Raw genomic sequence first — 23,829 nt, 5'->3', positions numbered from 1 at the left:
ATATGATGAAGGCATAGAAAAAGGACAGCTGATTTTTTTTGCTGTCCCTGGTATTTCTTTTTCTTTTGGCTTTACCCCAACATTTGACATAGAACCTTTTTTACGTGGACTAAATAATGGCCTTTACTCTGGGAAGAGCCTACCATTTTCTGAGATTGAGATAGGCGACCTGATTATGGTTATGGTAAAATAAACAAACAAAATCTAAGGAGGCTCCCATGGACTATCGTAATTATCAAATATACCACATCTTCACCCTCGGCTTTTGCGGTGCAGAAGAATTGCAGGATCAGTGTGACGGCTTACGCCATCGACTTTCTAAAATTACTGAGCTTATCCCTTACCTAAAGGGAATGGGGATCAATGCCCTGCTTTTGGGGCCGCTGTTCTCCGCGGTTTCCCATGGCTATGACACCATCGATTATCGCACTGTTGATTCGCGCCTGGGAACCAATGATGATTTGAAAAATTTGGTGAATACCCTCCACGCAGCAGGGATCGCTGTTATTCTCGACTGTGTCTTTAATCATGTGGGGCGGGAATTTTTTGCCTTTGGGGATTTGAAGGAAAACCGGGAAGCCTCCCGGTATGTTGACTGGTTCTCCGGAGTTAATTTCTGGGAGGATAATCGTTATGGTGATGGTTTTCGCTATGATGACTGGGCGGGGTGTGATAACCTGGTGAAATTAAACCTCCATAATCCCGAAGTCCGGGGCTATTTAAAGGAAACGGCTGCCTTTTGGATGGAGACCTTCGGGATTGATGGCCTGCGGATGGACGCCGCTAATGTAATGGATCTGGGCTTTCTCCGGGAGCTCTCTGATTTTATCCGGGGAAGGGATGCCCATTTCTTTTTTCTGGGGGAATGTGTCCATGCCGACTATTACAGCCGTCTTATCGGGGATGGGGGTATGGATGCCGTCACGAATTATGAGGACTACAAAGGGATGTATTCCAGTTTAAAGGATCACAATTACTTTGAAATTGCCTATTCCCTGAACCGCCTTTTTGCCAGGGGGGGATTGTTAGAAGGAGTGACTACGGCAAATTTTGTGGACAATCACGATGTGGACCGGGTGGCCAGTACTTTAGATGATGAGCGGCTCCTGCCCCTGCTGTATCTCATGCTCTACACAATCCCTGGTATCCCCAATGTGTATTACGGCAGTGAACAAGGGGCCAAGGCCCGTAAAGGGCAAGGAACGGATGCTCCACTGCGACCCTGTGCCGAAAGTATGCATTTTGATCCCCAGTCCGGGTTGTATCAATATATTGCCCGTTTAGGATATATTCGAGGAGCCTTACCAGCCATAACCCAAGGAGATTACGCCCAATTATTTGTGACCAATGGTCAATTCGGATTTAAACGTCACAGGGGTGACCAGTCTGTGCTGGTGCTCTTCAATATTGAGAAAACACCAGTGCTCATTCATAACGAGAATTTACATGGAATCGTTGTTGATCTTTTGAATTCCGAGCTCCGGGAGTATGATCTGGATGGTGCTATTACCATTCCCGCCTGTGGGGGGATGATCCTTCTCTCCAGGGAAGATGTTCCGGCAGAGCTTTACAAAGAGGAGGAAGAGATTGAGGAACCTCTCTATATTTACAATGAGGAGGTAGAAACAAGACGCACGCATCGGGATTATATAGAAATGGCCCTGACAGAAGCTCGCCTTGCAGCCGATGAGGGTGAGGTCCCCGTTGGAGCCGTTGTGGTTTTGGATGGTAGGGTTATTGGTCGAGGACACAATCGTAAGGAAGTTACAAAGGATCCTACTGCCCATGCTGAGATCCTAGCAATCCGTCAGGCGGCGGAAACCTTGGGCAGCTGGCGTTTGAAGGATTGTACACTTTATGTCACTGCGGAGCCTTGTCCAATGTGTATGGGTGCGGTTATCCAGGCTCGCATTTCCACCTTGGTTTATGGGACTTGGGAAGAGCGATACGGCAGTGTAGAAACCACGGCTCAGTTGGGTACCCATCCCATGCTTCCCAAGGATATGACAATTATACAGGGAATTGGAGAGATAGAATGTCAGTCATTGCTCCAGGAGTTTTTTGGAAAAAGGCGGTAGATATTGGGATATTTCCAAGAATTACCCTTTGTTGAAAAGGTTGACAATACAGGAAAAAGATGGTATGCTTACCATAAAGAACAATCATACAAAGGAGTAGGATGATGGAACTGACAAAGATCAAGTATTCGGTGGATGCTGGTATTGCCGTCGCCCAAATGGATTTTAAAAAGAACTTAAACGCCATTGACGAGGTAATGGCGGATGAGCTCATGGCAGTGGTAGAGGCTGCAGAAAAGGATTCTGATGTAAAGGTGCTGGTCCTAAAGGGCGGTGAAAAGGCATTCTCTGCCGGGGGGGATATTGGGTACTTCTACGATCTCATTCAAGGTGGTGGGGACGTTAATATGGATGGTCTCATTGCCAAGGTGGGCATTGTTACCGATGGCCTCAAGCGTATGAGTAAGCTCGTCATTGCCCAAGTCAGTGGCTCTGCTGCCGGTGCCGGCGTGAGCCTTGCCCTGTCTGCTGATTTTATTGTCTGTTCAGAAAACGCTAAATTTATTATGGCTTTTGTAAATTTGGGATTGGTTCCCGATACAGGGGGAAGTTACCTGTTGGTCAAAGAATTGGGAGAAAAGCGAGCGATGGCTTTGTGCGCAACCGGACGCCCCTTAAGTGCTCTGGAAGCTCAGGATGCCGGTATTGTGTACCAGGTAGTACCAGGGGAAGAGCTCGATGGGGCTGTTATGAAGTTGGCTGCTAAATTTGCTGCAGGACCATCCCTTTCTTACAAAAATATCAAAAAGCAGATTTACGAAGCGGCGTTCTTGGATTACAAGCACTATTTAGATGAATGCGAAATTCCGACCCAGCGTGAATGTGCCGCTTCCAGGGATTTCCAGGAGGGCGTTTCTGCCTTTATGGAAAAACGTAAGGCTGCCTTTACGGGTGCGTAGGAGGAGTGTATGAAAAACAAAGTTGTTACGTTTGAAGAAGCTCTTACCCCTTTTAAAGATGGACAAACGATCTTATTTGGGGACTGGCATGGTGAATTAGCTGCAGATGAGCTCATCGATGGCCTTTTAGAAAAGGGAATTACTGATATTGATGCCATTGCTGTAAGTGGCGGAATGCAAGACCAGGGCTTGGGGAAACTGATTCATAACCATCAGGTCCGTAGCTTAAAGACAACCCATATTGGCCTTAATCCCGAAGCAGGGCAACAGATGTTCGCCGGGGAATTAGATGTGGAATTTATTCCCCAAGGAACCTTTGCAGAACGCATTCGGTGTGGCGGTGCTGGTCTGGGTGGGGTACTGACCCCAACAGGTGTAGGGACCGATGTTGAAGAGGGAAAAACACGTTTGGTCATCGACGGCAAGCCTTATCTTTTAGAACTGCCACTTCATGGAGATATCGCCCTTATAAAGGCCTGGAGGGCTGATACTGCTGGCAATATCCAATTCCGTTATGTGGGCCGGGCCACCAATAGTTATATGGCGTTGGCTGCAGATTGGGTCATTGTTGAAGTGGAAGAAGTGGTAGATGTCGGAGAGTTGGGGCCTGAGGACATTGATGTGCCGGCTCCAGTTATCGATATGATTTACCTCCGACAAAGTGAACGTACTTTCTGTCCCATGTGGCAGCGTAATCGTGCCAAAGCGGAAGCCAAGGCGGCAGCGAAAGAAGAAGCTAAAGGAGGGACGAAGGCATGACAGCACTCACTGGACGCGCGCTCATTGCAGCCCGCTGTGCAAAATTTTTTAAAGATGGGGATTTTGTCAATTTGGGTATCGGTCTTCCAATGCTTTGTGTTAATTACCTGCCTGAAGGTGTTGACCTATGGCTAGAAGCAGAAATTGGTATTGTGGGGTGTGGGGCGTCTCCACGCTGGGCAGATGCTGACCCAGATCTCATAGATGCTGGTGGGCAGCCTGCTTCGATCATTCCTGGTGGGAGTGTGTGTGACCATGCCCAGTCCTTTGCTTATATCCGCGGTGGCCATGTGGATGCCACTATTCTGGGGACGCTCCAGGTAGACCAGGAGGGGAATATCGCCAATTGGACGATCCCGGGTAAGCTGGCTCCAGGGATGGGAGGTGCCATGGATTTGTGCGCTGGCGTCAAGAAAATTGTGGTGGCGACGGATCATTGTGAAAAGAGCGGCGCTTCTAAAATTTTAAAGAAATGTACATTACCTCTCACTGGAGCCCATTGTGTGACGGATATTGTGACAGAACGCTGTTATTTTTCTGTTGACTCTCAGGGCCTTACCCTTCGGGAATTGGCTCCGAACTATACTGTAGAAGATATCAAAGCCTGTACTGATGCTGCGTTTGTTGTTCCAGATGTCATTGGAATTATGGAAGCATAAAAATTGTATACAATCTTCTTGACATTCTTTAGAGGAGTGTTATAATCTTAGTATAGTCAAATAATGAACAGCGATGACAGGGAGAAAGATGCTGGAAGCTTCTTTACAGAGAGCCGGTGAATGGTGGAATATCGGCACAGAAGCAGCATGGAATAATCACCCTGGAGCTGCCAATCCGAAACCCGTAGGGGTGGTAGGAAGGGCCGTTGCATCTATGGATGCGCTCCACGTTAACGGGGCTAGGGTTGAGAATTTTCCGACCTGAAGAGGGCAGAACCGAAAGGTCTTGCTGAAGAAGAGTGGTACCACGGGTATATAATGTCCGTCTCTTGTATACGAACTATACGAGGGACGGTTTTTTTATATAAATTGAATTCAAACATTTTAGGAGGAATAAAATGGCAACATTATTTTATGACAAGGATTGTAACTTAAGCTTATTAGACGGAAAACGTGTGGCCATCATCGGCTACGGCAGCCAGGGCCATGCCCACGCTTTGAATCTCAAGGATTCTGGCGTTGATGTGGTCGTGGGGCTGTATGAAGGCAGCAAGTCAAAAGCCAAGGCAGAAGCAGCAGGCCTTACGGTGATGAATACTGAAGATGCTGTTAAGGATGCGGATGTGGTCATGATCTTGTTACCCGACGAAGTTCAGGCGGCTGTTTACAAAAAGAGCATTGCTCCCTTCTTAAAAGAAGGAGCCTACCTGGCCTTTGCCCATGGTTTCAATGTTCACTTTAAGCAGATTGTCCCTCCCGAAGGCGTTAATATTTTCATGATCGCTCCCAAGGGACCAGGCCATACCGTCCGTAGCCAGTATGTGGAAGGTAAAGGGGTTCCTTGCTTGATTGCTGTGGAAAAAGATTATGCCGGTAATACCCATGATATTGGTTTAGCCTATGCTGCTGGTATCGGTGGATCCCGTGGAGGTATCCTGGAAACCACCTTCCGTGAAGAAACTGAAACGGATCTCTTTGGCGAACAGGCTGTGCTCTGTGGCGGAGTGACTGCACTTATGAAGGCTGGATTTGAAACCTTAGTAGAAGCCGGATACGAACCAGAATCTGCATACTTCGAATGTATCCACGAAATGAAGCTTATCGTTGACCTGATCTTCCAGGGCGGCTTCAAATATATGCGCTACTCCATCTCTGACACTGCTGAATATGGTGATTATGTCACCGGGGATCGCATCATCAACGATGAATCCAAGCGGGCCATGAAACAGGTCTTAAAGGAAATCCAGGAAGGGACCTTCGCCAACAAGTGGATCCTCGAAAACCGTGCTAACCGCCCATACTTCAACGCCAAACGCCGCATTGAAGCCGATCAGCAGCTGGAAAAAGTTGGCGCCGAACTCCGTCACATGATGAGCTGGGCCAGCGAAAACAAGTAGGGGAAAGGGGGTTCTTCCCCAACAACCCCACAAATGAACGCCCACTCTTTGACACCCCGAGGGCTGCCACACAACCGTGTGACAGCCCCTTCTTTTAAACATACCCCCAGCTGCCCTGGGAGAAACGAGGTGACTATATGGCAGATAAAATCACAATTTTTGACTCCACTCTCCGGGATGGGGCCCAGGCCGAGGGCATTTCCTTTTCAGTGGAGGATAAGCTACGGATCGTCCTCACCCTGGATAAGCTGGGGGTGGATATCATTGAAGCGGGGAATCCCGGGTCTAACCCCAAAGATATCGCCTTCTTTGAAGCTCTTTCGAATCTTACCCTTGAGCATGCCAGAGTGTGTGCCTTTGGAAGTACCAGGCGCAGTGGCATTCCAGTGGATGAAGATACCAATTTAAAGGCCCTGGTAGACGCTGGGACTCCAGTGGTGGCAGTCTTTGGTAAATCCTCAACCTTTCACATCACCGAAATTATCAAGACCACCCTGGAAGAAAACCTGGTAATGATTGAGGAAACCATGGCCTATTTGGTATCCCAGGGAAAGGAAGTCATCTTTGATGCCGAGCACTTTTTTGATGGCTACAAGCTGGATCCAGACTATGCCCTGGCGGTGCTTCAGGCTGCCGAGCGGGGAGGTGCGACGACCCTGGCGCTGTGCGACACCAACGGAGGAACCCTTCCCGAGGAAATTTCCGAAATTCTGACCGCGGTTAAGGGAGCGGTGAGGGCCGAAATTGGTATCCACTGTCACAATGACAGCGGTCTCGGGGTGGCCTGCAGCCTGTCTGCGGTGAGGGCCGGAGCCAGACAGGTCCAGGGGACATTCCTGGGCTATGGGGAGCGCTGCGGAAATGCCAATTTATCTGGCATCATCCCCAACCTCCAGCTCAAAATGGGCTACACCTGCTTGCCCGAAGGATCCCTGGAGCGTATGACCAGTGCAGCCATCCGTATTGCAGAAATCTCCAACTTTACCCTTTCTGGAAGAGAGCCCTTTGTTGGGAAGAGTGCCTTCGCCCATAAGGGCGGGATGCACATTGATGCGGTCCTTAAAGCACCCCGGTCCTTTGAACACATCGAGCCGGAGGCTGTAGGCAATGAACGGCGCATCCTGATGTCCGAAGTTTCCGGACGGAGCACCATTATTAAGATTATTAACGATATCGATCCTTCGATTACCAAAAAATCCGAAGAGACGACCCGGGTTATGAACCGGATTAAGGAATTGGAGTACCAGGGATATCAATTTGAGGGTGCCGAAAGCAGTGTTCGCCTCCTGATTCGGAAGGAGCTGGGAAAATTTAAGCCCTTTTTCACCATTGAGGACTTTAAGACCATTGGTGAAAAGCCAGTAGCTGGCCGGGCCCTGAGCGCCTCTGCCATCGTTAAGGTGAATGTGGAGGGAAAGGAAGCGGTTAATGCCGCCGAGGGAGATGGTCCGGTGAATGCCTTGGATAAGGCTTTGCGCACCGCCCTTGAGGATTTTTTCCCGAAGATCAAGGAGCTGCGACTGACGGACTTTAAGGTCCGGGTCATCGATAAGGGCGCTACGGCGTCTAAGGTCCGGGTGCTCATTGAGAGCACGGATGGTCAGGATATCTGGACGAATGTGGGTGTCTCTACCGATGTCATCGAGGCAAGCCTTATCGCTTTGGTGGATTCCATTGAATACAAGCTGCTCTCAGATATGGAGCGCCAGCTAAAGGCATATAATTTAATATAGCGAAACTAAATTCTTTTGAAGGAGAAAATAAATTTATGGGAATGACAATGACGCAGAAGATTCTGGCAGCCCATGCTGGGGTTGAATCCGTGAAAGCCGGAGATCTCATCATGGCAAATTTGGACCTGGTGCTGGCCAACGATATTACCGGCCCTGTGGCCATTAACGTGTTTCAGAACATTGACACAGAGGTTGTTTTTGATAAAGAAAAAATTGCCCTGGTACCGGACCATTTTGCACCGAATAAGGATATTAAGGCTGCGGAACAATGTAAGCAGGTCCGTTGCTTTGCCTGTGACCAGGCCATTACCAACTATTTTGAAATTGGAGAGATGGGAGTGGAGCATGCCCTTCTGCCTGAAAAGGGTCTGGTAGTTGCTGGGGATGTGGTCATTGGGGCCGATTCCCATACTTGTACCTACGGGGCTTTAGGAGCCTTCTCCACTGGCGTTGGTTCCACCGATATGGCTGTGGGGATGGCTACGGGTAAGGCATGGTTCAAGGTGCCGGCTGCCATTAAAATCAACCTTACCGGGGCATTTGCCCATGGGGTATCTGGGAAGGATCTCATCCTCCATATCATTGGAAAAATTGGCGTGGATGGTGCCCTGTACGAGTCCATGGAATTCACGGGACCTGGTGTGGCTGCCCTGACCATGGATGATCGCTTTACTGTGGCCAATATGGCCATTGAAGCGGGTGGGAAAAACGGGATCTTCCCTGTGGACGACCAGACAGTGGCGTATATGAAAGCCCACGGCGAAAAGCCATACACTGTTTACGAAGCCGATGAGGATGCTCAGTATGTTCAGGTTTTAGATATTGATCTGGGGACGTTACGTCCTACCATTGCCTTCCCACATCTTCCGGAAAATACAAAAACCATTGATGAAATAACAGAACCGGTTATCATCGACCAGGTGGTCATCGGTTCCTGCACCAACGGACGTTTCTCTGACTTTGAGAAGGCGGCTTTGCTGATGAAGGGCAAGACGGTTAAGAAGGGCGTTCGGGTCCTCATTATCCCAGCCACCCAGAAGATCTATCTGGAACTCATGGAAGCCGGCTATTTGAAGGATTTCATTGAGTGCGGTGCCACGGTATCCACGCCAACCTGTGGTCCTTGTTTGGGGGGACATATGGGTATCCTGGCTGCAGGGGAACGCTGTGTGTCCACCACCAATCGGAACTTTGTGGGCCGTATGGGCCACGTGGACTCTGAAGTGTACCTGGCCAGCCCGGAAGTGGCAGCAGCATCTGCAATTTTAGGCCGTATCGCCGGTCCTGACGAAGTATAAGGAGGTCATCAATGAACGCAAAAGGTCAAGTTTTTCGCTATGGCGACAACGTAGATACGGATGTTATCATCCCTGCCCGCTATTTAAATACCAGTGATCCACTGGAGTTGGCTAAGCATTGTATGGAGGATATCGATACTGGGTTTGTAAGCAATGTTCACCAGGGGGACATTATTGTGGCAGACGATAATTTCGGCTGTGGCTCCTCCCGGGAACACGCGCCCATTTCCATTAAGGCTTCTGGAGTATCCTGCGTTATTGCCAACAGCTTTGCCCGGATTTTTTACCGCAATTCCATCAATATTGGGCTACCCATTCTGGAATGTCCGGAAGCAGTAGCGGTTATTGAAGCTGGAGATACTGTTGAGGTGGATTTCGATTCTGGCATCATTACCGATGTCACCAAGGGTCAGTCCTTCCAAGGACAGGCCTTTCCGGAATTTATGCAGAAGCTCATTGCTGCTGGTGGCTTAGTGAACTATATCAACGATCCGGCCAATGGGTTTATGGCATAAGGGATAGAATAAGGAGAAATTTTAATGCAATATAAAATAGCAGTCATTAAGGGCGATGGGATCGGTCCTGAAATTGTAGATGCCAGCACCAAGGTCCTTGGTGTTATTGGGGAAAAATACGGTCATCAGTTTGATCTCACCAATGTTTTAGCTGGTGGTGCGGCCATCGATGCCTGTGGGACGCCCCTGCCCCAGGAAACCGTGGATATTTGTAAAGCCAGCGATGCGGTGCTTTTAGGCGCCATGGGCGGCCCTAAGTGGGACCATCTGGCTGGAGACAAACGTCCTGAGGCTGGACTTCTGGGGATTCGGAAGGCCTTGGGCCTTTTTGCCAATCTGCGTCCTGCCATTCTTTTTGAAGAGCTGCGGGATGCCTCGCCTTTAAAGCCTGAAATCATTGGGGACGGGATGGACATCCTGACGGTACGGGAGCTCACCGGAGATGTATATTTTGGAGAAAAAAAGCGAGATGGGGACGACTATGCCTCGGATCTCATGAATTACTCCCGGAAGGAAATTGAACGGATTGCCCAGGTGGGCTTTGAAAGTGCCATGAAGCGGGGAAAAAAGCTCCACTGTGTGGACAAGGCCAATGTGCTGGAAACCTCAAGACTGTGGCGTAAAATCGTTACGGAGGTCGCCGCAGATTATCCGGAGGTTGCAGTGGAATACCTGTATGTGGATAATGCGGCGATGCAGCTGGTCATCAATCCCAAACAATTTGATGTGATTTTGACGGGGAATCTTTTCGGGGATATCCTTTCCGATGAATCCAGTATGCTCACGGGGTCCATTGGGATGCTGCCTTCTGCCAGTCTGGGTGAGGGAACCTTTGGAATGTATGAGCCCATCCACGGATCTGCTCCGGATATTGCCGGAGAGGATAAGGCGAACCCCATTGCCACCATACTGTCTGTAGCCATGCTGCTGCGGTATTCCCTGAACTTAGAGGCTGAAGCCGCAGCCATCGAAGGGGCGGTTAAGAAGACCCTGGCCCAGGGATGGCGCACTGGAGATATCGCTGTACCTGGCGAAACCGTCATCGGCTGTATCGAAATGGGGAATAAGGTTATCGAAAATCTGGCCTAATGTAAACAATAAAAGGAGAGAATTAATATGAGAAGTGATGCTGTTACCCAAGGTGCCAAATGTGCACCGGCCCGGTCACTCTTTCGCGCTTTAGGATATACTGAAGAAGAGCTAAGTCGTCCCCTGGTGGGGGTGGTGAATTCCTATAACGAAATCGTACCGGGGCATATGAACCTGGATAAGATTTGTGACGCGGTGAAGGCCGGCGTCCGGGCAGCGGGGGGAACCCCCATTGAGTTTCCCGCCATTGCTGTGTGTGACGGCATCGCCATGGGCCATATTGGGATGAAATACTCCCTGGTGACCCGCCAGCTCATTGCGGATTCTACGGAAGCCATGGCCATGGCCCACGCCTTTGACGCCCTGGTGATGATTCCCAATTGCGATAAAAACGTCCCGGGTCTTCTTATGGCTGCGGCACGTCTGAACATACCCACCACCTTTGTTTCCGGTGGGCCAATGCTCGCCGGGCATGTGGATGGTCAAAAGCGCAGCTTATCCAGTATGTTCGAAGCGGTGGGGGAATACAATGCCGGCAAGATTGACGATGAAAAGCTGGAGGAATTTGCCTGCGATGTCTGTCCCACCTGTGGCTCCTGCTCCGGGATGTACACGGCTAACAGCATGAACTGCCTTACTGAGGTTCTGGGCATGGGGCTTCGGGGCAATGGTACCATCCCGGCGGTGTACTCCGAACGGATCCGCTTGGCTAAAAAAGCCGGGATGCAGGTTATGGAAATGCTGGAGAGGGATATTCGCCCCTTGGATATCATGACCGAGGATGCCTTTGAAAATGCCCTCACCATGGATATGGCCCTGGGCTGTTCCACCAACTCTATGCTCCATTTACCCGCCATTGCCCACGAGTGTGAGGTTGAAATCAACGCAGATATGGTCAACGCCATCTCGGCGAAAACCCCGAACTTATGCCACCTGGCACCGGCGGGTCCCACCTACATGGAAGACCTCAACGAAGCCGGGGGGATTTATGCGGTCATGGCTGAGATCAATAAGCTGGGCCTCCTCCATACGGATTGCCTCACCGTTACGGGGAAAACCGTTGGCGAAAATATTGCAGGGGTCCTTAATCGCAACCCTGAGGTTATCCGTCCTGTCGATCATCCCTTCACTCCCACCGGAGGCTTAGCCATGTTAAAGGGAAGCCTTGCCCCGGATACTGCTGTGGTCAAGCAATCTGCGGTTTTACCCGAGATGTTGGTTCACGAAGGTCCGGCACGGGTTTTTGAAAGCGAAGAAGAAGCCCAGGCAGCCATCAATGCTGGAAAAATCACCTCAGGAGATGTCATCGTCATCCGCTACGAAGGCCCCAAGGGCGGTCCGGGGATGCGGGAAATGCTGGCTCCCACGGCAGCTATTATGGGAATGGGCCTGGGCAATAGCGTTGCCTTAATTACCGATGGTCGTTTTAGCGGTGCCACCCGGGGGGCCTGCATCGGCCATGTCTCCCCGGAAGCTGCTTCCGGTGGACCCATTGCCTTTGTCCAGGATGGTGATATGATTGCCATTGACATTCCGGCCCGAAAGCTTGATTTAAAGGTTTGTGATGAGGAAATGGCCCGTCGCCGGGAAAACTGGACACCTAAGGCTCCCAATGTGACCAAGGGCTACCTGGCCCGCTACGCCAAGGCGGTGTCCTCTGCCAATAAGGGCGCAATTTTGGAGTAATCGGGAGAAACTATGGAAAATAAACAATTATTACTGGGCTCGGAAATCGTCGTCCGATGCCTGGAAGAACAGGGATGCGACTATGTTTTCTCCTATCCTGGAGGTAGCGTCATTCCTTTATTCGATGCTTTTTATCGCCTGGAGCACAACATCGTCCAGGTGGAACCCTGTCATGAACAAAATGGTGTTCACGCTGCCGAAGGTTACGCCCGAGCCAGTGGTAAGGTGGGGGTGGCCATTACCACCTCCGGGCCCGGAGCAACCAATGCGGTGACTGGCATTGCCAATGCCCATTTGGATTCAACCCCCTTGGTGGTCATCACTGGTCAGGTTACCCAAGGGCTTCTTGGGAAGGACTCTTTTCAGGAGGTGGATATCACCAGCATTACCATGCCCATCACCAAGCATAATTTTATGATTAAGGACGTTACCATGCTGGCCCCCACCATCCGGGAAGCCTTCCGCATCGCGGCTTCTGGCCGTCCTGGTCCGGTGGTGGTGGATATTCCAAAGGATATCTTTATGGCGAAAACCGAATACCAGGTGGAAAAGCCCTACGATCTGGACAACAACACTCCCAGGCCCCAACGGGATGCCGTCGTCCGTGCTGCGGAATATATCAATGCAGCGCAGCGCCCGGTTATCTACGCCGGGGGAGGGGTTATTAAATCCGGGGCCAGCCAGATGCTAGTCGAGTTTGCAGAAAAGGCAGGGATTCCTGTGGCTAACTCTTTAATGGGCCTGGGGTCTATCCCCCGGGAAAATCCCTTATCACTGGGCTTTGTGGGGATGCATGGTTCCCAGGAGTGTAACCTGGCGGTTATCAATTGCGATACCCTCATCGCCATTGGTGCCCGGTTCTCGGATCGGGTCACCGGGAATATTAATTCCTTCATGCGGGATAAAAAAATCATCCATATCGATGTAGACCCCACGGAATTTGAAAAGAATATTGAGGCGAACGTCCATATTTGTGCGGATATCTGCGATGTCCTACCCATGCTTAGCCGTCTCATCACTCCTAAAACCCATCCCCAGTGGATTGAGCAAATTGCAAAGTGGCCACTGCCCGAGCGGGATGCAGAGGAGTATATTCCTAAAAACATTCTGGAGCGTATCAATGCAGTCTACACGGATGCCTATGTGGTGACCGAGGTCGGTCAGCATCAGATGTGGGTGGGCCAGTATTGGAAATTCACATTTCCGGGCCAGTACGTGACCTCCGGGGGCTTGGGCACCATGGGCTTTGGCCTTGGCGCTGCCGTAGGTGTCCAGATGGCAAAACCCGATAAGGATGTCCTCCTTGTGGCTGGGGATGGCAGCTTCCGGATGAATTTTCAGGAACTCACCACCGTCAAGCGGTACAACCTGCCCCTGCGAATCTTCCTGTTTGACAATGAAGCCCTGGGGATGGTCCGTCAGTGGCAGAAGCTTTTCAATGATCGGCGTTATGCCCAAACAGACTTAAACGAAGGAGCCGTGGACTATATCAAGTTGGCAGATGCCTTTGGTATGAAGAGCTACGATGTCACTTCCCTGGAAGATTTAGATGCCGCCCTTAGGGATATGAAGGGATTACTGGAGCCGGTTTTAGTTCATTGTACCATTCCCAGGGATGAAGGGGTTTATCCCATGGTCCCGGCAGGCAAGCCCATTGATGAGATTTACTACGAATAAGGGAAGACCTTAAAGAAGTCCTTAAGATTTACCCTCTATACTAGAATTATCTTAAAGAAAGTGGTGAATATGATGAAGTGGAAATGCACAGTGTGTGGCTATATCTATGAAGGGTCGATGCCGCCCCAAAAATGTCCGATTTGTGGGGTGGGTCCGGAAAAATTTGTGCCAGTTCCCGAGGCAGCACCGGGCAGCATGCCCCCTGAAAAATATAAACAATTGGAGCAGCTGCTCTTTAATGCCAGCTATGGCCTGTACGTAGTGACATCTGTGGATGGGGACCGTCAAAATGGAATGCTGTCCAATAGCTTCCTTCAACTAAGTAGTGATCCTCTCAAGGCAAGTGTGTGCCTGAACAAAGGAACTTACACTGGGGAGCTGGTCCAGAAATCCGGAGTCTTTGGGGTGTCAGTCCTGGGCCAGGATAATCATGACCTGGTCCCACGCTTCGGTTATCAAAGCGCCCACAGCGGCGTGGATAAATTCGCCGGGATTGACATTATAAAGGGTGATGTAACAGGCTGTCCTGGCGTGACGTCAACCCTGTGTTTTATGGAGCTTGAAGTTGAACAGGTTGTGGATGTCGGCACGCATAATTTATTCATCGGACGGTTGGTCGGGGGGAAGGACTTCCACAAGGGGGAACCAATGACCTACGCTTATTACCGGAAAACCCGGTAGGGGAGTCGTTTTTACCCGGGAAGGAAAAGGAGGCGGAAAAATGAGTACAAAGCGTCAAATCATCACGATTTCAAGACAATTTGGAAGCGGTGGACACAATATTGCAAAACGGCTGGCCAAACAGTTGGATATTCCTTTTTACGACGAGGAGATCATTGTTGAAGCGGCGAAGGAAAGTGGTATCGATCCTGAAATGGTCAAGGCACTGGAAGAGACACCGACGAATTCTCTGCTCTACTCCTTGTCCAGTAGTGCTATCTTTGGCGGTGGTTCCTTTTCACCGGTCATAGATCTACCCATGACGGATAAAGTCTTTCTGGCCCAATCTGAGGTTATTCGTCAGTATGCCGAGGCAGGCTCCTGTGTCATCGTTGGCCGATGCGGGAATTTCGTGCTTCGGGATGACCCCGATGCCGTGGACGTTTTCATCCATAGGGACTTAGAGGAGCGGATTAACCAAGTGGCTAAGTTATATGACCTGACCCAGAAAAAAGCTGCTGAATCCGTTAAAAAAGTGGATAAACAACGGTCTGGCTACGCCAATTATTACTCCGACCGAAACTGGGGTCAGGCGGATAATTACGATTTGGCTCTCAATAGCGGCCTCCTTGGAGAGGATGGCTGTATTGAAGTGATCATTACCTTCTTAAATCGAATGGCCCTTCGAAAAAAAGCTCGGGGTTAATGCATTAAATCAAAACCACCACCCTGAAAATGGAATGGTGGTTTTTTCTTTTTCTGCTTTAGTGCTTTAAGCCTTACAGTGTCCCAAAGAGCCGGTCGCCCGCATCGCCAAGGCCTGGAACGATATAGCCCTTTTCGTTTAGCCCCTCATCAATGGCCGCACAGTAAATGGGGACCTCCGGGTGGACGCTATGGATAGCCGTAATGCCCTCTGGTGCCGCCAGGATGTTCACCAGCTTAATATCCCGGCAACCGGCCTCCTTGGCCAGGGCGATGGCGTGGGCAGCAGAGGCCCCAGTCGCCAGCATGGGATCAGTGATGATAAGGGTGGCTTCTGCGATATCCTTAGGGAATTTACGGTAATATTCCCGGATTTTTAGAGTTTCATCATCCCGCTCCAGCCCTACATGGGCGATGGTGGCATTGGGGATGACATGGAGCATTCCGTTGACCATCCCAAGACCTGCCCGGAGAATGGGCATGATGACCACATTTTTCTGGGCCAGAACAGCCTGGGTGGTGGCACCAATGGGTGTCTCAATTTCGATGGGCTTTGTAGCAAAGGACTCCGTTACCTCGTAGGCAAGTAGTGTGGCCAGTTCATCAACAAGCTGGCGGAATTCAAAGGCAGAGGTTTCTTTCATACGCATTAAGGTGAGCTTATGCGTCATTAATGGGTGTTTTTTCTCTATGACATTTTCCATGTCGGATCGGATATCCTTTCTCTTTTTATTGAAACTATCATAACATGAAAGTATAGAAAATCGAAACCCCTAATCTTTTTTTATTGACAAAGTAAGTATTTCTGAGTAGAATAGTGAAAAAGTAAAGGCAAGGTGTTAGGAAATGCAAAATAAAAAAATTACATTATACACATGGCCCCATTGCCCGTTCTGCATCAGTGCAAAGCGTCTCCTTAAGGCAAGAGGACTTCAATATGAAGATCATAACATATTGGGAAAATCCGCCGAAAAGGAGGACCTGATTGCTAAAACTGGACAAACAACGGTTCCGTACATTTTTTTCGACGATGAACTCATTGGTGGCTATTCAGAATTAGCAGCTTTGGATGACAGCGGGAAACTTGCAGAAATATTTGGAAAGTGAGAAATCAATGGCATTTAAATTCGAAGTGGTAGAAGAGATCGGTGTGCTTTCAGAAGGCCCTGGTGGGTGGCAGAAGGAACTCAATTTGGTAAGCTGGAATGAACGGGATCCGAAGTATGATATCCGGGAGTGGGATGCGAACCATGAAAAAATGCGCAAGGGTGTTACCCTGAGCGTCGATGAGCTGGCTGAGTTAAAAGCCATCTTAAATGATTTGACGTTAGATTAAGAATAAAAACATAAAGCCCCAAATTTCCAATTGAGGAAATCTGGGGCTTTATTCAATTATTGTACGGTAACGCTGAAGCTTTTAGAGAAGGTTCGATTACCCACCGTCTGGCTAACGGTGATGGTACTGGACCCTGCAGCCACCGCTGTGAGTGTTGTCCCGGAAACTGAAACCACACCGCCATTGGAGGAGGATACAGAGGTCGTGCCATTATTGGGCCCGTTAATGCTTAAGCCCTGGCTACTGCCAACGGACATCCGAATGCTACCAGATCCGAGGGCAGTTCCGTTTAAATTAATGGTAATTTCATTACCTGCTGCAGCTGTCGTGGCATTATGTACCGTGCAAATATCGCTACTGGAAGGACCGAGGAGAGAGGCATCGTTGCCACCGATATAGCCCGGGCGCGCTTCTGTAATCCCCGCAGGATAAAGATTTGTGGGAATTTTAAGGGCTGTGGTGGTCTGGATTTGATCCTTTGGGCAATATTCATTGGGGATAGCCCCACTGGCTGAGCAAATCTGAACTTGGTAATGGCTGTCGTCACTGGCAGTAGGAACAGTTCCGTCGATAAACATTTCGTTCACGGCACTGCCTGCGGCCGTGGACAGGCTGGTAGCCAACTTACCGGATTTATTATCGATGCTGGCGGTAGTGATTCCCCCGGGGTTATCGGGAAAACTGGCTGATGGCAGATTTTGGTTGATGGTATCCATCACTTCTTCAAAAATAGAGGCCGGTCCGGGCTTACTCCCCCCAAAGAGATTGATATTTAATTCGAAATCTCCAGCGCTGGTAGATACATGATTTTCATCATAGCCATACCAAACGGCCATGGAATAGTAGGGGGTATACCCACAAATCCAGGCGTGACGCTCTTCATCTGTCGTACCGGTTTTACCGGCTACTGGTTGGCCAGAAACATTGATGGTTGTTGTGCCGCCGTTTACGGCACTTTTAAGGACATCGGTAATCAGATAGGCTGTTTGGGCTTTGTATACCTGGGTTTCTGTCGTTTTTTTCTCTAGGATGACCTTTCCAGTATGGTCAGTCACCGTGGTATAAAAGGAAGCTGATTTATGGACTCCGCTATTGGGAAAGCTGCTATAGGCACTGGCCATAGCCAGTGAAGATTGTCCCACCGAGTAGCCACCTAAAGCCAGAGATGCGGGGTTGACATCCAGGTTATTCTCCCGGTTGATGGTAAGGCCAACCTTTTCAGCATAGGCTGCGCAGGTATCCAGCCCTGTGGCAATACAGGTCTGAACGGCAATGGTATTGGTAGAATTCACAAGCCCCTGACGAATGGTGGTCAGGCCTCCGAAGCCTCCACCAGAGTTTTGAGGGGTCCAACCTTGATAGGCAATAGGGACATCATTATAAACCGTTCCAAGGGTAATCTTTCCAGTATCCAGTCCTGGGCCATAGGTGGTGAGTGGCTTGGTGGAGGATCCCGGCTGAAAACGTTGGGTCGCCCGGTTTAAGGAAAGATTGGTTTTCTTCTCCCGACCACCAACAATCCCGGCGACATTTCCTGTGGTGTTATCAATAACCGTCATCCCCACTTCAGGTGTATAGTTGACTTCTTCCCCGATATCCGCACTTTTAGCAGCAGAAGCCTGGGCGGCGGCGGAAGACTGGGAGGGAAAGAGGGAATCATCCTTGGCAGCCTCTTCCATGGTGGTCTGGACCGTTGGGTCGACGGTGGCATTGATGGTTAATCCCCCGTTCAAAAGGTATTGGGAGGCTTCTTCTTCAGTCATATTCTTTTGGGACATAAGATCCGATACGATTTCTTCATATAAGGAATCCGTAAAATAGGAGTATTCAATTTCCCGTTCAACGTAGGTTAGCCCGACATTGTTGGCATCTAACTCCGCCTTAGCTGTATCGTGTTGACTTTGATCGATATAACCCAGCTCCAGCATTTTATCTAAAATAACGATGGCCCGCTTTTGATTTTCTGTATTCAAGGCATATTTACCGTCTGCACCGACTGAGATAATCGAATTACCATTCTCATCTTTTACGTAAACGTAAGGATCATAATAGGAGGGAGATTTGGGCATGGCTGCCAGCATGGCGGCCTGGGCTACAGTCAGGTGACTGACATCTGTATTGAAATAAGTTTTGGCGGCTGCCTGGACCCCCCAAGCCTGGGAAAGGTTAATTTTATTGAGATAGGCTTCTAAAATTTGCTTTTTAGAATAGACTCCTTCTAATCGGCTGGCTAAAATCATCTCCTGGAGCTTTCTTGAGATGGTTTTATCTGAGGTCAAATGGGTTAGTTTGATAAGCTGTTGAGTAATGGTGGATCCCCCAGGGCCATCCAGACTTCCGGAAAACACAACGCCGAAAACAGCCCGTGTCAAGCCCTGAATATCAACACCACCGTGGGAGTAAAACCGTTCATCTTCAATGGCGATAAAGGCGTTTTGAACATAATCCGGAACCTGATCGATGGAAACGACCTCTCGGTTTTCAGAGGCCTCAAAATCCTGATAAAATGCACCATTCTTATCAAGAATCTGGGAATTTTGAACAAAATTGAAATTGTCAGTGTCGAGTGCCGGGGTATTGATGAATTCATAAGCAAAAACCACACCACCCACCAGGAAAAGTATGGCGACAAGGGCTATAATAACATATAAAATCTTTCCCTTTGTCGTTTTATTTTTCCATGAGAGTGCTCTCTTTAATCGGAAAGAGAACGTATCCGGGTCTGAATGTTCTGAGGAGATATCTGACTTTGTCGGTGGGACCTCTGGTGTGGGCCCATCGACAGAGGGGGTGTCTGATCCCTCTCTAGGTTGCACGGATGTGGGGGTGTCCTCCAATAAATCTTCCAGATGGTCAAGATTAGGAATAAGGGGACTTTCTGCATTAGACGGAGCTTTGTTGCCAGCGTACTGTTTCTTGAGCTGTTCGCTTCTTTGTCGTTGAGCAATGCGGCGTCTGCGGTCCCGATGATTGAGGGGTGTTTTTTCACTATTTGGTTTATGTGATGGTTCTTTTTTTTGAGGGGGCATTTGATCCTCCGATATTTTTATTTATTCTCAAAGGGAATTATACCTTTTTTTTGATTTATTGGCAAATTTTCATGTCTGAAGAAGGGATGTCTTAAAAAAATAATCAATAAAAAGGGGAAATCTTTTTCCATCCATTGAAGGCCAAAGAAGATTGTGATAAAATATTTATTCAGTAATCAAACTAATCAAAACCTATTAATGGAGGAATTATATGTCAGGACATTCAAAGTGGTCAAATATTAAAAATAGGAAAGGGAAACAGGACGCTGTCAAAGGTAAAATTTTTACAAAGATGGCAAAGCTCATCGCCGTGGCTGCCCGTGAAGGTGGTGGCGATCCTGAAATGAATGCAAAACTGCGGGACGCCATTGCCAAGGCCAAGGCAGCCAATATGCCCAACGATAATGTGGACCGGGCGGTAAAGAAAGGGACAGGAGAATTAGGCGATGCTATCTTTGAAGAAATCACCTATGAAGGCTATGGTCCCGGTGGTGTGGCTGTCATTGTCAGTGCTCTGACGGATAATAAGAACCGTACGGCAGCGGATGTCCGTCATGCTTTTGATAAAAACAGCGGAAATTTGGGCACCAACGGTTGTGTGGGATTTTTATTTACGAAATCCGGCCGGATTATGGTTGAAAAAAACGATGCCATCGATGAGGATGAACTGATGATGCTGGCACTGGATGCTGGTGCAGAGGATATGGAGGTTGCGGAAGATGGGTACACCATTATTACGGCACCTGAGGATTTTGCAGCGGTGATGGATGCCATGGGTGAAAACAACATTGAGGTCCTTACGGGAGAAGTTGCGATGATTCCATCAACAGAAACAGCCTTGAGTCCAGAAGATGTGAAGAAAATGGAAAAAATGCTGGATATGTTTGACGATAACGATGACGTCCAGGAAGTCTGGCATAACTGGAACGAAGGAGACGAATAGGAGGCTCACCATGGCAAAGCGGGAAAAACGAGACCGGGAGTACAAGACCAGGGATTATGTGGTCTACTTTATTGTTGCTTTTGTACTCATCTTTTTAACCTCATCCTTCGTCATTGAGGATGTGTATAACAATGCAGACAAGCTCAGCATCAATCCTACTGGTGTTCAGGCAATCTATGAATCAACCATTGGGAAGACACCTTTTGTGAACCAGGAGGATGGGGGAGCAACCCAAACCACCACGACTACACCAACAACGACGACAAAATAGGTGTACAGAATAACCCTTTGAATTGAGAGGGATGATTTGTTTTATAGTCTAGGGCTGCCTGCTATCCTGCGGCAGCCTCTTCTATTTCTAGGCGGCGTAGCGGAAAGGCACGACACCGAGGAAAGAAGGATACTTATTGAGGAGGATCAGCATGAAAGAAATCGTAACCCCCCGGGAAATGGCTCAGATGGATCAGGAGACCATTGCTGCAGGCACCCCCAGCCTTCAACTTATGGAAAAGGCAGCGGCAGCCTGTGCTGAAATCGTCGCACTTGGACTGACGATTTTGGACAAAGTGGTGGTAATCTGTGGCTCCGGAAACAATGGAGGTGACGGCTTGGCCATTGCCAGAATTCTGGCCGCAGAAGGGCGCCCGGTAGAGGTGCTTTGTACCGGGCAGCCACAATCGATGACTCCGGACAGCCAGGCAAATTATAGCCGCCTCTTAGAAGCGGAGATTACGCCATTGTTTTTCGATACCCTCACCGAAGCAGAGGTTTTCGCACTTTTTAAAGGTGCAGCTGTCCTGGTGGATGCTGTTTTTGGCAATGGTTTAGCAGATCGGCCCTTGAGTGAAAAATACCGGCGGCTCATCCAGGGAATGAATGCGTCAGGCACTCCCATTACGGCCATTGATATTCCTTCGGGTCTCCGGGGGGACGTTGGACGGACTTTGGGTGTTTCTGTAGTGGCTCATCGGACCATTGCCATCCAATATATCAAAACAGGTTGTCTCTTAAATGATGGACCAGACTACTGTGGGGAGATTATCCCTGTGGATATTGGTATCACCAAAGGGGGGATTTGCAACCGTAAAGGTCTCCTCGAGGGGGAGGATATCCATTTTCCAAAGCCCCGAAAGAACAATACCCATAAATACACCTACGGGGCTGTGGCCAGTGTTGCCGGATCGGCCGGAATGTATGGTGCCGGGGTGCTGTGCGCCCAGGCAGCCATGCGTGTCGGTTCAGGGCTGGTAACCGCCTTTATCCCCAGGGAAGGAGCGGATATTTTAGGGATGAAGCTTCCTTCAGAAATTATGGTCCAGGCCTATGGTACAGACTTCTTTGCCTCTGATTTTGAAAGTCGACGCTGGAATGCTGTGCTTTTTGGTCCAGGGGTGGGGCGGCACCATAATTTTGGCCCCTTCCTTAAATATATCCTGGATGGACAATCCCCGGTGATTATTGATGCCGATGGCTTATGGCATTTGGAGCGATGTCGGCAGGTGCTGACGGGCCATGCGGCGCCCCTCATTCTCACCCCGCACCTAGGGGAATTTTCCAGGCTCACGGGGATGGATGCCCAGACCATTACCCAGGACCCCCTTACCATTGGTAGCCGCTTTGCCACCGAGCACAACCTGGTGTTAGTGCTCAAGGGTTACCACACCTTGATTTTCTCCCCGGAAGGTGCGATTTGGTTTAACAGCACCGGAAATCCCGGGATGGCCACAGCAGGAAGCGGAGATGTCTTAGCGGGCATGATTGCTGGCTTCATGGCTCAGGGTGCATCGCCTTTGGAGGCGGCCCAGACCGGGGTCTATTACCACGGGGCTGCCGGAGATGTATATGCTGATCGCTTCAACCAAAGCAGCCTTTTAGCCACAGACCTCCTCGATTTTCTTAAAATCGTTCTGCCTTAATATAACCACATGAAGAAAAGAAGTATAAAAGGAATTCTATGAATAAAACCTATATCATTAAAACCTATGGCTGCCAAATGAATGAAAATGACTCAGAGAAGCTTTCTGGATTATTAAAGGGGATGGGGTATACCCCCATCCAGGATGAAGCTGCCGCTGGACTGGTGATTATGAACACCTGCAGCGTCCGGGAAAATGCGGATGTCCGTGTTTTTGGCAATTTGGGTGTTTTTAAGCATATTAAGGCAACTGTCAACCCTGATCAGATTGTGGCGGTCTGCGGCTGCATGATGCAGCAGCCTGAAATCGTTCGGAAGATTAAGGAAAAATATAGCCAGGTGGATATTGTTTTTGGTACCCATAACCTCCATCAATTTCCGGAGCTTCTGGCGGCACATCTTGCCGGCGGTGAGCGCATCTTCGAAATCTGGGAAGATTCCAATACCCTGGCGGAGGGGCTTCCCGTGGATCGGAAGTATCCCTTTAAAAGCTACGTCACCATAATGAATGGCTGCAATAATTTTTGTACGTATTGTATCGTACCTTATACAAGGGGGCGGGAGGTTAGTCGGCTAAAGGCCAGTATTTTAGAGGAGGTGCGGGGCTTAGTGGCGGATGGCTGCCTGGAAATTACCCTTCTGGGACAGAATGTCAATTCCTACGGTAACGACCTGAAGGACGGCACCTGTTTTTCAGAACTGCTCTACGATTTGGATGCTATCCCAGGGTTAGAACGCATTCGCTTTATGACCAGTCACCCCAAAGATCTTGGGGATGACGTCATTGAAGCCATTGCCCATTGCACACACGTCTGTCCAGCCATCCATCTGGCCATCCAATCAGGGAGCACCCGAATTCTAAAGGCTATGAATCGTCGGTATACCAAGGAGGCCATTATTGAGCTGGTGACAAAGATCCGGACACGAATCCCCGGAGTAGCCATCACCACGGATATTATCGTCGGGTTTCCAGGGGAAACCGAAGAAGATTTTATAGACACTCTGGATGTGGTAAAGGCCTGTGCCTTTGACGCTGCTTTTTCCTTCTTGTACTCCATTCGCCAAGGGACGCCTGCGGCTACTATGGCGGACCAGGTTCCAGAGAACATCAAGCATGACCGCTTGAACCGCCTGTTGGATACCCTCCATACCATCAGCGCTGATCAAAACCGAAGCTTTCAGGATACTGAGGTGACGGTCCTGGTGGAAGGCCACAGCAAAAACAATGTAAATCGCCTCACCGGCCGTACGGTTAGCGGCAAACTCGTTAACTTCGACGGCCCTGCTGATTGTATCGGAAAAATTGTCACTGTGAAAATTACCAAAGCCAAGACCTTTAGTTTGGACGGAGCCATCGCGGTTGACTTTGCAAAATGCGAAGCATGAAGCAAAGGCATAGGGGGCTGATTTATGAGCGTAAGCGAATGGCTCCCGGTACCCGATGGTTCGTA

General features: G+C 49.4%; 22 protein-coding genes. 20 read left to right on the top strand and 2 right to left on the bottom strand.

The window, feature by feature from the left end; translation table 11 throughout:
* The 14 genes from BLU30_RS14275 to BLU30_RS11625 form a co-directional block, all read left to right on the top strand.
* The coding region (locus tag BLU30_RS14275; protein ID WP_176770924.1) for a hypothetical protein at positions 1–193 on the top strand (193 nt) is incomplete at its 5' end.
* A 25-nt stretch (positions 194–218) separates the two neighbouring features.
* The gene (locus BLU30_RS11685) at positions 219–2,078 is read left to right on the top strand and encodes an alpha-amylase family glycosyl hydrolase (protein WP_090246600.1); all 1,860 of its coding nucleotides are present in this window, start codon (positions 219–221) and stop codon (positions 2,076–2,078) included.
* A gap of 101 nt (positions 2,079–2,179) precedes the next feature.
* Positions 2,180–2,977, top strand: coding sequence for an enoyl-CoA hydratase/isomerase family protein (locus BLU30_RS11680; protein ID WP_242873578.1), 798 nt, complete (start codon positions 2,180–2,182; stop codon positions 2,975–2,977).
* A gap of 9 nt (positions 2,978–2,986) precedes the next feature.
* Complete coding sequence (locus BLU30_RS11675; RefSeq protein WP_090246596.1) at positions 2,987–3,736, top strand: 3-oxoacid CoA-transferase subunit A; 750 nt, start codon at positions 2,987–2,989, stop codon at positions 3,734–3,736.
* On the top strand, positions 3,733–4,395 hold the full coding sequence (locus BLU30_RS11670; RefSeq protein ID WP_090246594.1) for a 3-oxoacid CoA-transferase subunit B: 663 nt from the start codon (positions 3,733–3,735) through the stop codon (positions 4,393–4,395). The genes BLU30_RS11675 and BLU30_RS11670 overlap by 4 nt, the downstream gene beginning before the upstream one ends.
* 398 nt (positions 4,396–4,793) lie before the next feature.
* Positions 4,794–5,792, top strand: a complete 999-nt coding sequence (gene ilvC, locus BLU30_RS11665; RefSeq protein WP_090246593.1) for a ketol-acid reductoisomerase — start codon at positions 4,794–4,796, stop codon at positions 5,790–5,792.
* 137 nt (positions 5,793–5,929) lie between these two features.
* Positions 5,930–7,525, top strand: coding sequence for a citramalate synthase (cimA, locus tag BLU30_RS11660; RefSeq protein ID WP_090246591.1), 1,596 nt, complete (start codon positions 5,930–5,932; stop codon positions 7,523–7,525).
* Between the two features lie 35 nt (positions 7,526–7,560).
* Positions 7,561–8,823 (top strand): 3-isopropylmalate dehydratase large subunit, encoded by a 1,263-nt coding sequence (gene leuC / locus BLU30_RS11655; RefSeq protein WP_090246590.1) that lies wholly within the window; start codon positions 7,561–7,563, stop codon positions 8,821–8,823.
* Between the two features lie 11 nt (positions 8,824–8,834).
* Complete coding sequence (gene leuD, locus BLU30_RS11650) at positions 8,835–9,338, top strand: 3-isopropylmalate dehydratase small subunit (protein WP_090246588.1); 504 nt, start codon at positions 8,835–8,837, stop codon at positions 9,336–9,338.
* 24 nt (positions 9,339–9,362) lie between these two features.
* Positions 9,363–10,427 (top strand): 3-isopropylmalate dehydrogenase, encoded by a 1,065-nt coding sequence (gene leuB, locus BLU30_RS11645; RefSeq protein ID WP_090246587.1) that lies wholly within the window; start codon positions 9,363–9,365, stop codon positions 10,425–10,427.
* Between the two features lie 27 nt (positions 10,428–10,454).
* Positions 10,455–12,113: a dihydroxy-acid dehydratase gene (gene ilvD / locus BLU30_RS11640; RefSeq protein ID WP_090246585.1), complete on the top strand. Its 1,659-nt coding sequence runs from the start codon at positions 10,455–10,457 to the stop codon at positions 12,111–12,113.
* A gap of 12 nt (positions 12,114–12,125) precedes the next feature.
* Positions 12,126–13,790, top strand: a complete 1,665-nt coding sequence (gene ilvB / locus BLU30_RS11635) for a biosynthetic-type acetolactate synthase large subunit (RefSeq protein ID WP_090246583.1) — start codon at positions 12,126–12,128, stop codon at positions 13,788–13,790.
* Positions 13,791–13,859: 69 nt separating this feature from the next.
* Positions 13,860–14,471, top strand: coding sequence for a flavin reductase family protein (locus tag BLU30_RS11630; protein ID WP_090246581.1), 612 nt, complete (start codon positions 13,860–13,862; stop codon positions 14,469–14,471).
* Positions 14,472–14,511: 40 nt separating this feature from the next.
* Positions 14,512–15,156, top strand: a complete 645-nt coding sequence (locus tag BLU30_RS11625; protein WP_090246580.1) for a cytidylate kinase-like family protein — start codon at positions 14,512–14,514, stop codon at positions 15,154–15,156.
* 73 nt (positions 15,157–15,229) lie between these two features.
* Here BLU30_RS11625 and upp read toward each other — a convergent pair whose 3' ends face one another.
* Positions 15,230–15,859 (bottom strand): uracil phosphoribosyltransferase, encoded by a 630-nt coding sequence (gene upp / locus BLU30_RS11620; RefSeq protein WP_090246579.1) that lies wholly within the window; start codon positions 15,857–15,859, stop codon positions 15,230–15,232.
* Between the two features lie 142 nt (positions 15,860–16,001).
* Here upp and BLU30_RS11615 point away from each other — a divergent pair, with 142 nt between their 5' ends.
* A complete protein-coding gene (locus tag BLU30_RS11615; protein WP_090246577.1) occupies positions 16,002–16,262 on the top strand; it encodes a glutaredoxin domain-containing protein in 261 nt (86 codons plus the stop codon).
* Positions 16,263–16,269: 7 nt separating this feature from the next.
* Positions 16,270–16,491 (top strand): YdbC family protein, encoded by a 222-nt coding sequence (locus BLU30_RS11610; RefSeq protein ID WP_090246576.1) that lies wholly within the window; start codon positions 16,270–16,272, stop codon positions 16,489–16,491.
* A 56-nt stretch (positions 16,492–16,547) separates the two neighbouring features.
* On the opposite strand, the gene BLU30_RS11605 is transcribed toward BLU30_RS11610, so the two are convergent.
* Positions 16,548–19,520, bottom strand: a complete 2,973-nt coding sequence (locus BLU30_RS11605; RefSeq protein WP_090246574.1) for a transglycosylase domain-containing protein — start codon at positions 19,518–19,520, stop codon at positions 16,548–16,550.
* A 211-nt stretch (positions 19,521–19,731) separates the two neighbouring features.
* Between BLU30_RS11605 and BLU30_RS11600 the strand changes: the two genes are divergently transcribed.
* The 4 genes from BLU30_RS11600 to miaB all read left to right on the top strand — a co-directional run bounded on the left by BLU30_RS11600 (position 19,732) and on the right by miaB (position 23,764).
* The gene (locus BLU30_RS11600) at positions 19,732–20,463 is read left to right on the top strand and encodes a YebC/PmpR family DNA-binding transcriptional regulator (RefSeq protein ID WP_090246572.1); all 732 of its coding nucleotides are present in this window, start codon (positions 19,732–19,734) and stop codon (positions 20,461–20,463) included.
* Between the two features lie 10 nt (positions 20,464–20,473).
* The gene (locus BLU30_RS11595; protein WP_090246571.1) at positions 20,474–20,734 is read left to right on the top strand and encodes a hypothetical protein; all 261 of its coding nucleotides are present in this window, start codon (positions 20,474–20,476) and stop codon (positions 20,732–20,734) included.
* 151 nt (positions 20,735–20,885) lie between these two features.
* Positions 20,886–22,379, top strand: coding sequence for an NAD(P)H-hydrate dehydratase (locus tag BLU30_RS11590; RefSeq protein WP_090246569.1), 1,494 nt, complete (start codon positions 20,886–20,888; stop codon positions 22,377–22,379).
* Between the two features lie 38 nt (positions 22,380–22,417).
* Complete coding sequence (miaB, locus tag BLU30_RS11585; protein ID WP_090246567.1) at positions 22,418–23,764, top strand: tRNA (N6-isopentenyl adenosine(37)-C2)-methylthiotransferase MiaB; 1,347 nt, start codon at positions 22,418–22,420, stop codon at positions 23,762–23,764.
* The last annotated feature ends 65 nt before the right edge of the window (positions 23,765–23,829 follow it).

The organism is Eubacterium barkeri (genome assembly GCF_900107125.1).
Classification (GTDB): domain Bacteria; phylum Bacillota; class Clostridia; order Eubacteriales; family Eubacteriaceae; genus Eubacterium_O; species Eubacterium_O barkeri.
Note: the sequence above shows the minus strand (reverse complement) of the source record. Positions and strands in the feature narration are given on the sequence as shown.

Coding starts and splice junctions, on each gene's coding strand:
- upp (WP_090246579.1), bottom strand. CDS start 15,859: ATGGAAAATGTCATAGAGAAAAAACACCCATTAATGACGCATAAGCTC.
- BLU30_RS11595 (WP_090246571.1), top strand. CDS start 20,474: ATGGCAAAGCGGGAAAAACGAGACCGGGAGTACAAGACCAGGGATTAT.
- cimA (WP_090246591.1), top strand. CDS start 5,930: ATGGCAGATAAAATCACAATTTTTGACTCCACTCTCCGGGATGGGGCC.
- leuD (WP_090246588.1), top strand. CDS start 8,835: ATGAACGCAAAAGGTCAAGTTTTTCGCTATGGCGACAACGTAGATACG.
- ilvC (WP_090246593.1), top strand. CDS start 4,794: ATGGCAACATTATTTTATGACAAGGATTGTAACTTAAGCTTATTAGAC.
- ilvD (WP_090246585.1), top strand. CDS start 10,455: ATGAGAAGTGATGCTGTTACCCAAGGTGCCAAATGTGCACCGGCCCGG.
- BLU30_RS11685 (WP_090246600.1), top strand. CDS start 219: ATGGACTATCGTAATTATCAAATATACCACATCTTCACCCTCGGCTTT.
- BLU30_RS11590 (WP_090246569.1), top strand. CDS start 20,886: ATGAAAGAAATCGTAACCCCCCGGGAAATGGCTCAGATGGATCAGGAG.
- BLU30_RS11610 (WP_090246576.1), top strand. CDS start 16,270: ATGGCATTTAAATTCGAAGTGGTAGAAGAGATCGGTGTGCTTTCAGAA.
- ilvB (WP_090246583.1), top strand. CDS start 12,126: ATGGAAAATAAACAATTATTACTGGGCTCGGAAATCGTCGTCCGATGC.
- leuB (WP_090246587.1), top strand. CDS start 9,363: ATGCAATATAAAATAGCAGTCATTAAGGGCGATGGGATCGGTCCTGAA.
- miaB (WP_090246567.1), top strand. CDS start 22,418: ATGAATAAAACCTATATCATTAAAACCTATGGCTGCCAAATGAATGAA.
- BLU30_RS11615 (WP_090246577.1), top strand. CDS start 16,002: ATGCAAAATAAAAAAATTACATTATACACATGGCCCCATTGCCCGTTC.
- BLU30_RS11625 (WP_090246580.1), top strand. CDS start 14,512: ATGAGTACAAAGCGTCAAATCATCACGATTTCAAGACAATTTGGAAGC.
- leuC (WP_090246590.1), top strand. CDS start 7,561: ATGGGAATGACAATGACGCAGAAGATTCTGGCAGCCCATGCTGGGGTT.
- BLU30_RS11675 (WP_090246596.1), top strand. CDS start 2,987: ATGAAAAACAAAGTTGTTACGTTTGAAGAAGCTCTTACCCCTTTTAAA.
- BLU30_RS11680 (WP_242873578.1), top strand. CDS start 2,180: ATGATGGAACTGACAAAGATCAAGTATTCGGTGGATGCTGGTATTGCC.
- BLU30_RS11630 (WP_090246581.1), top strand. CDS start 13,860: ATGATGAAGTGGAAATGCACAGTGTGTGGCTATATCTATGAAGGGTCG.
- BLU30_RS11605 (WP_090246574.1), bottom strand. CDS start 19,520: ATGCCCCCTCAAAAAAAAGAACCATCACATAAACCAAATAGTGAAAAA.
- BLU30_RS11600 (WP_090246572.1), top strand. CDS start 19,732: ATGTCAGGACATTCAAAGTGGTCAAATATTAAAAATAGGAAAGGGAAA.
- BLU30_RS11670 (WP_090246594.1), top strand. CDS start 3,733: ATGACAGCACTCACTGGACGCGCGCTCATTGCAGCCCGCTGTGCAAAA.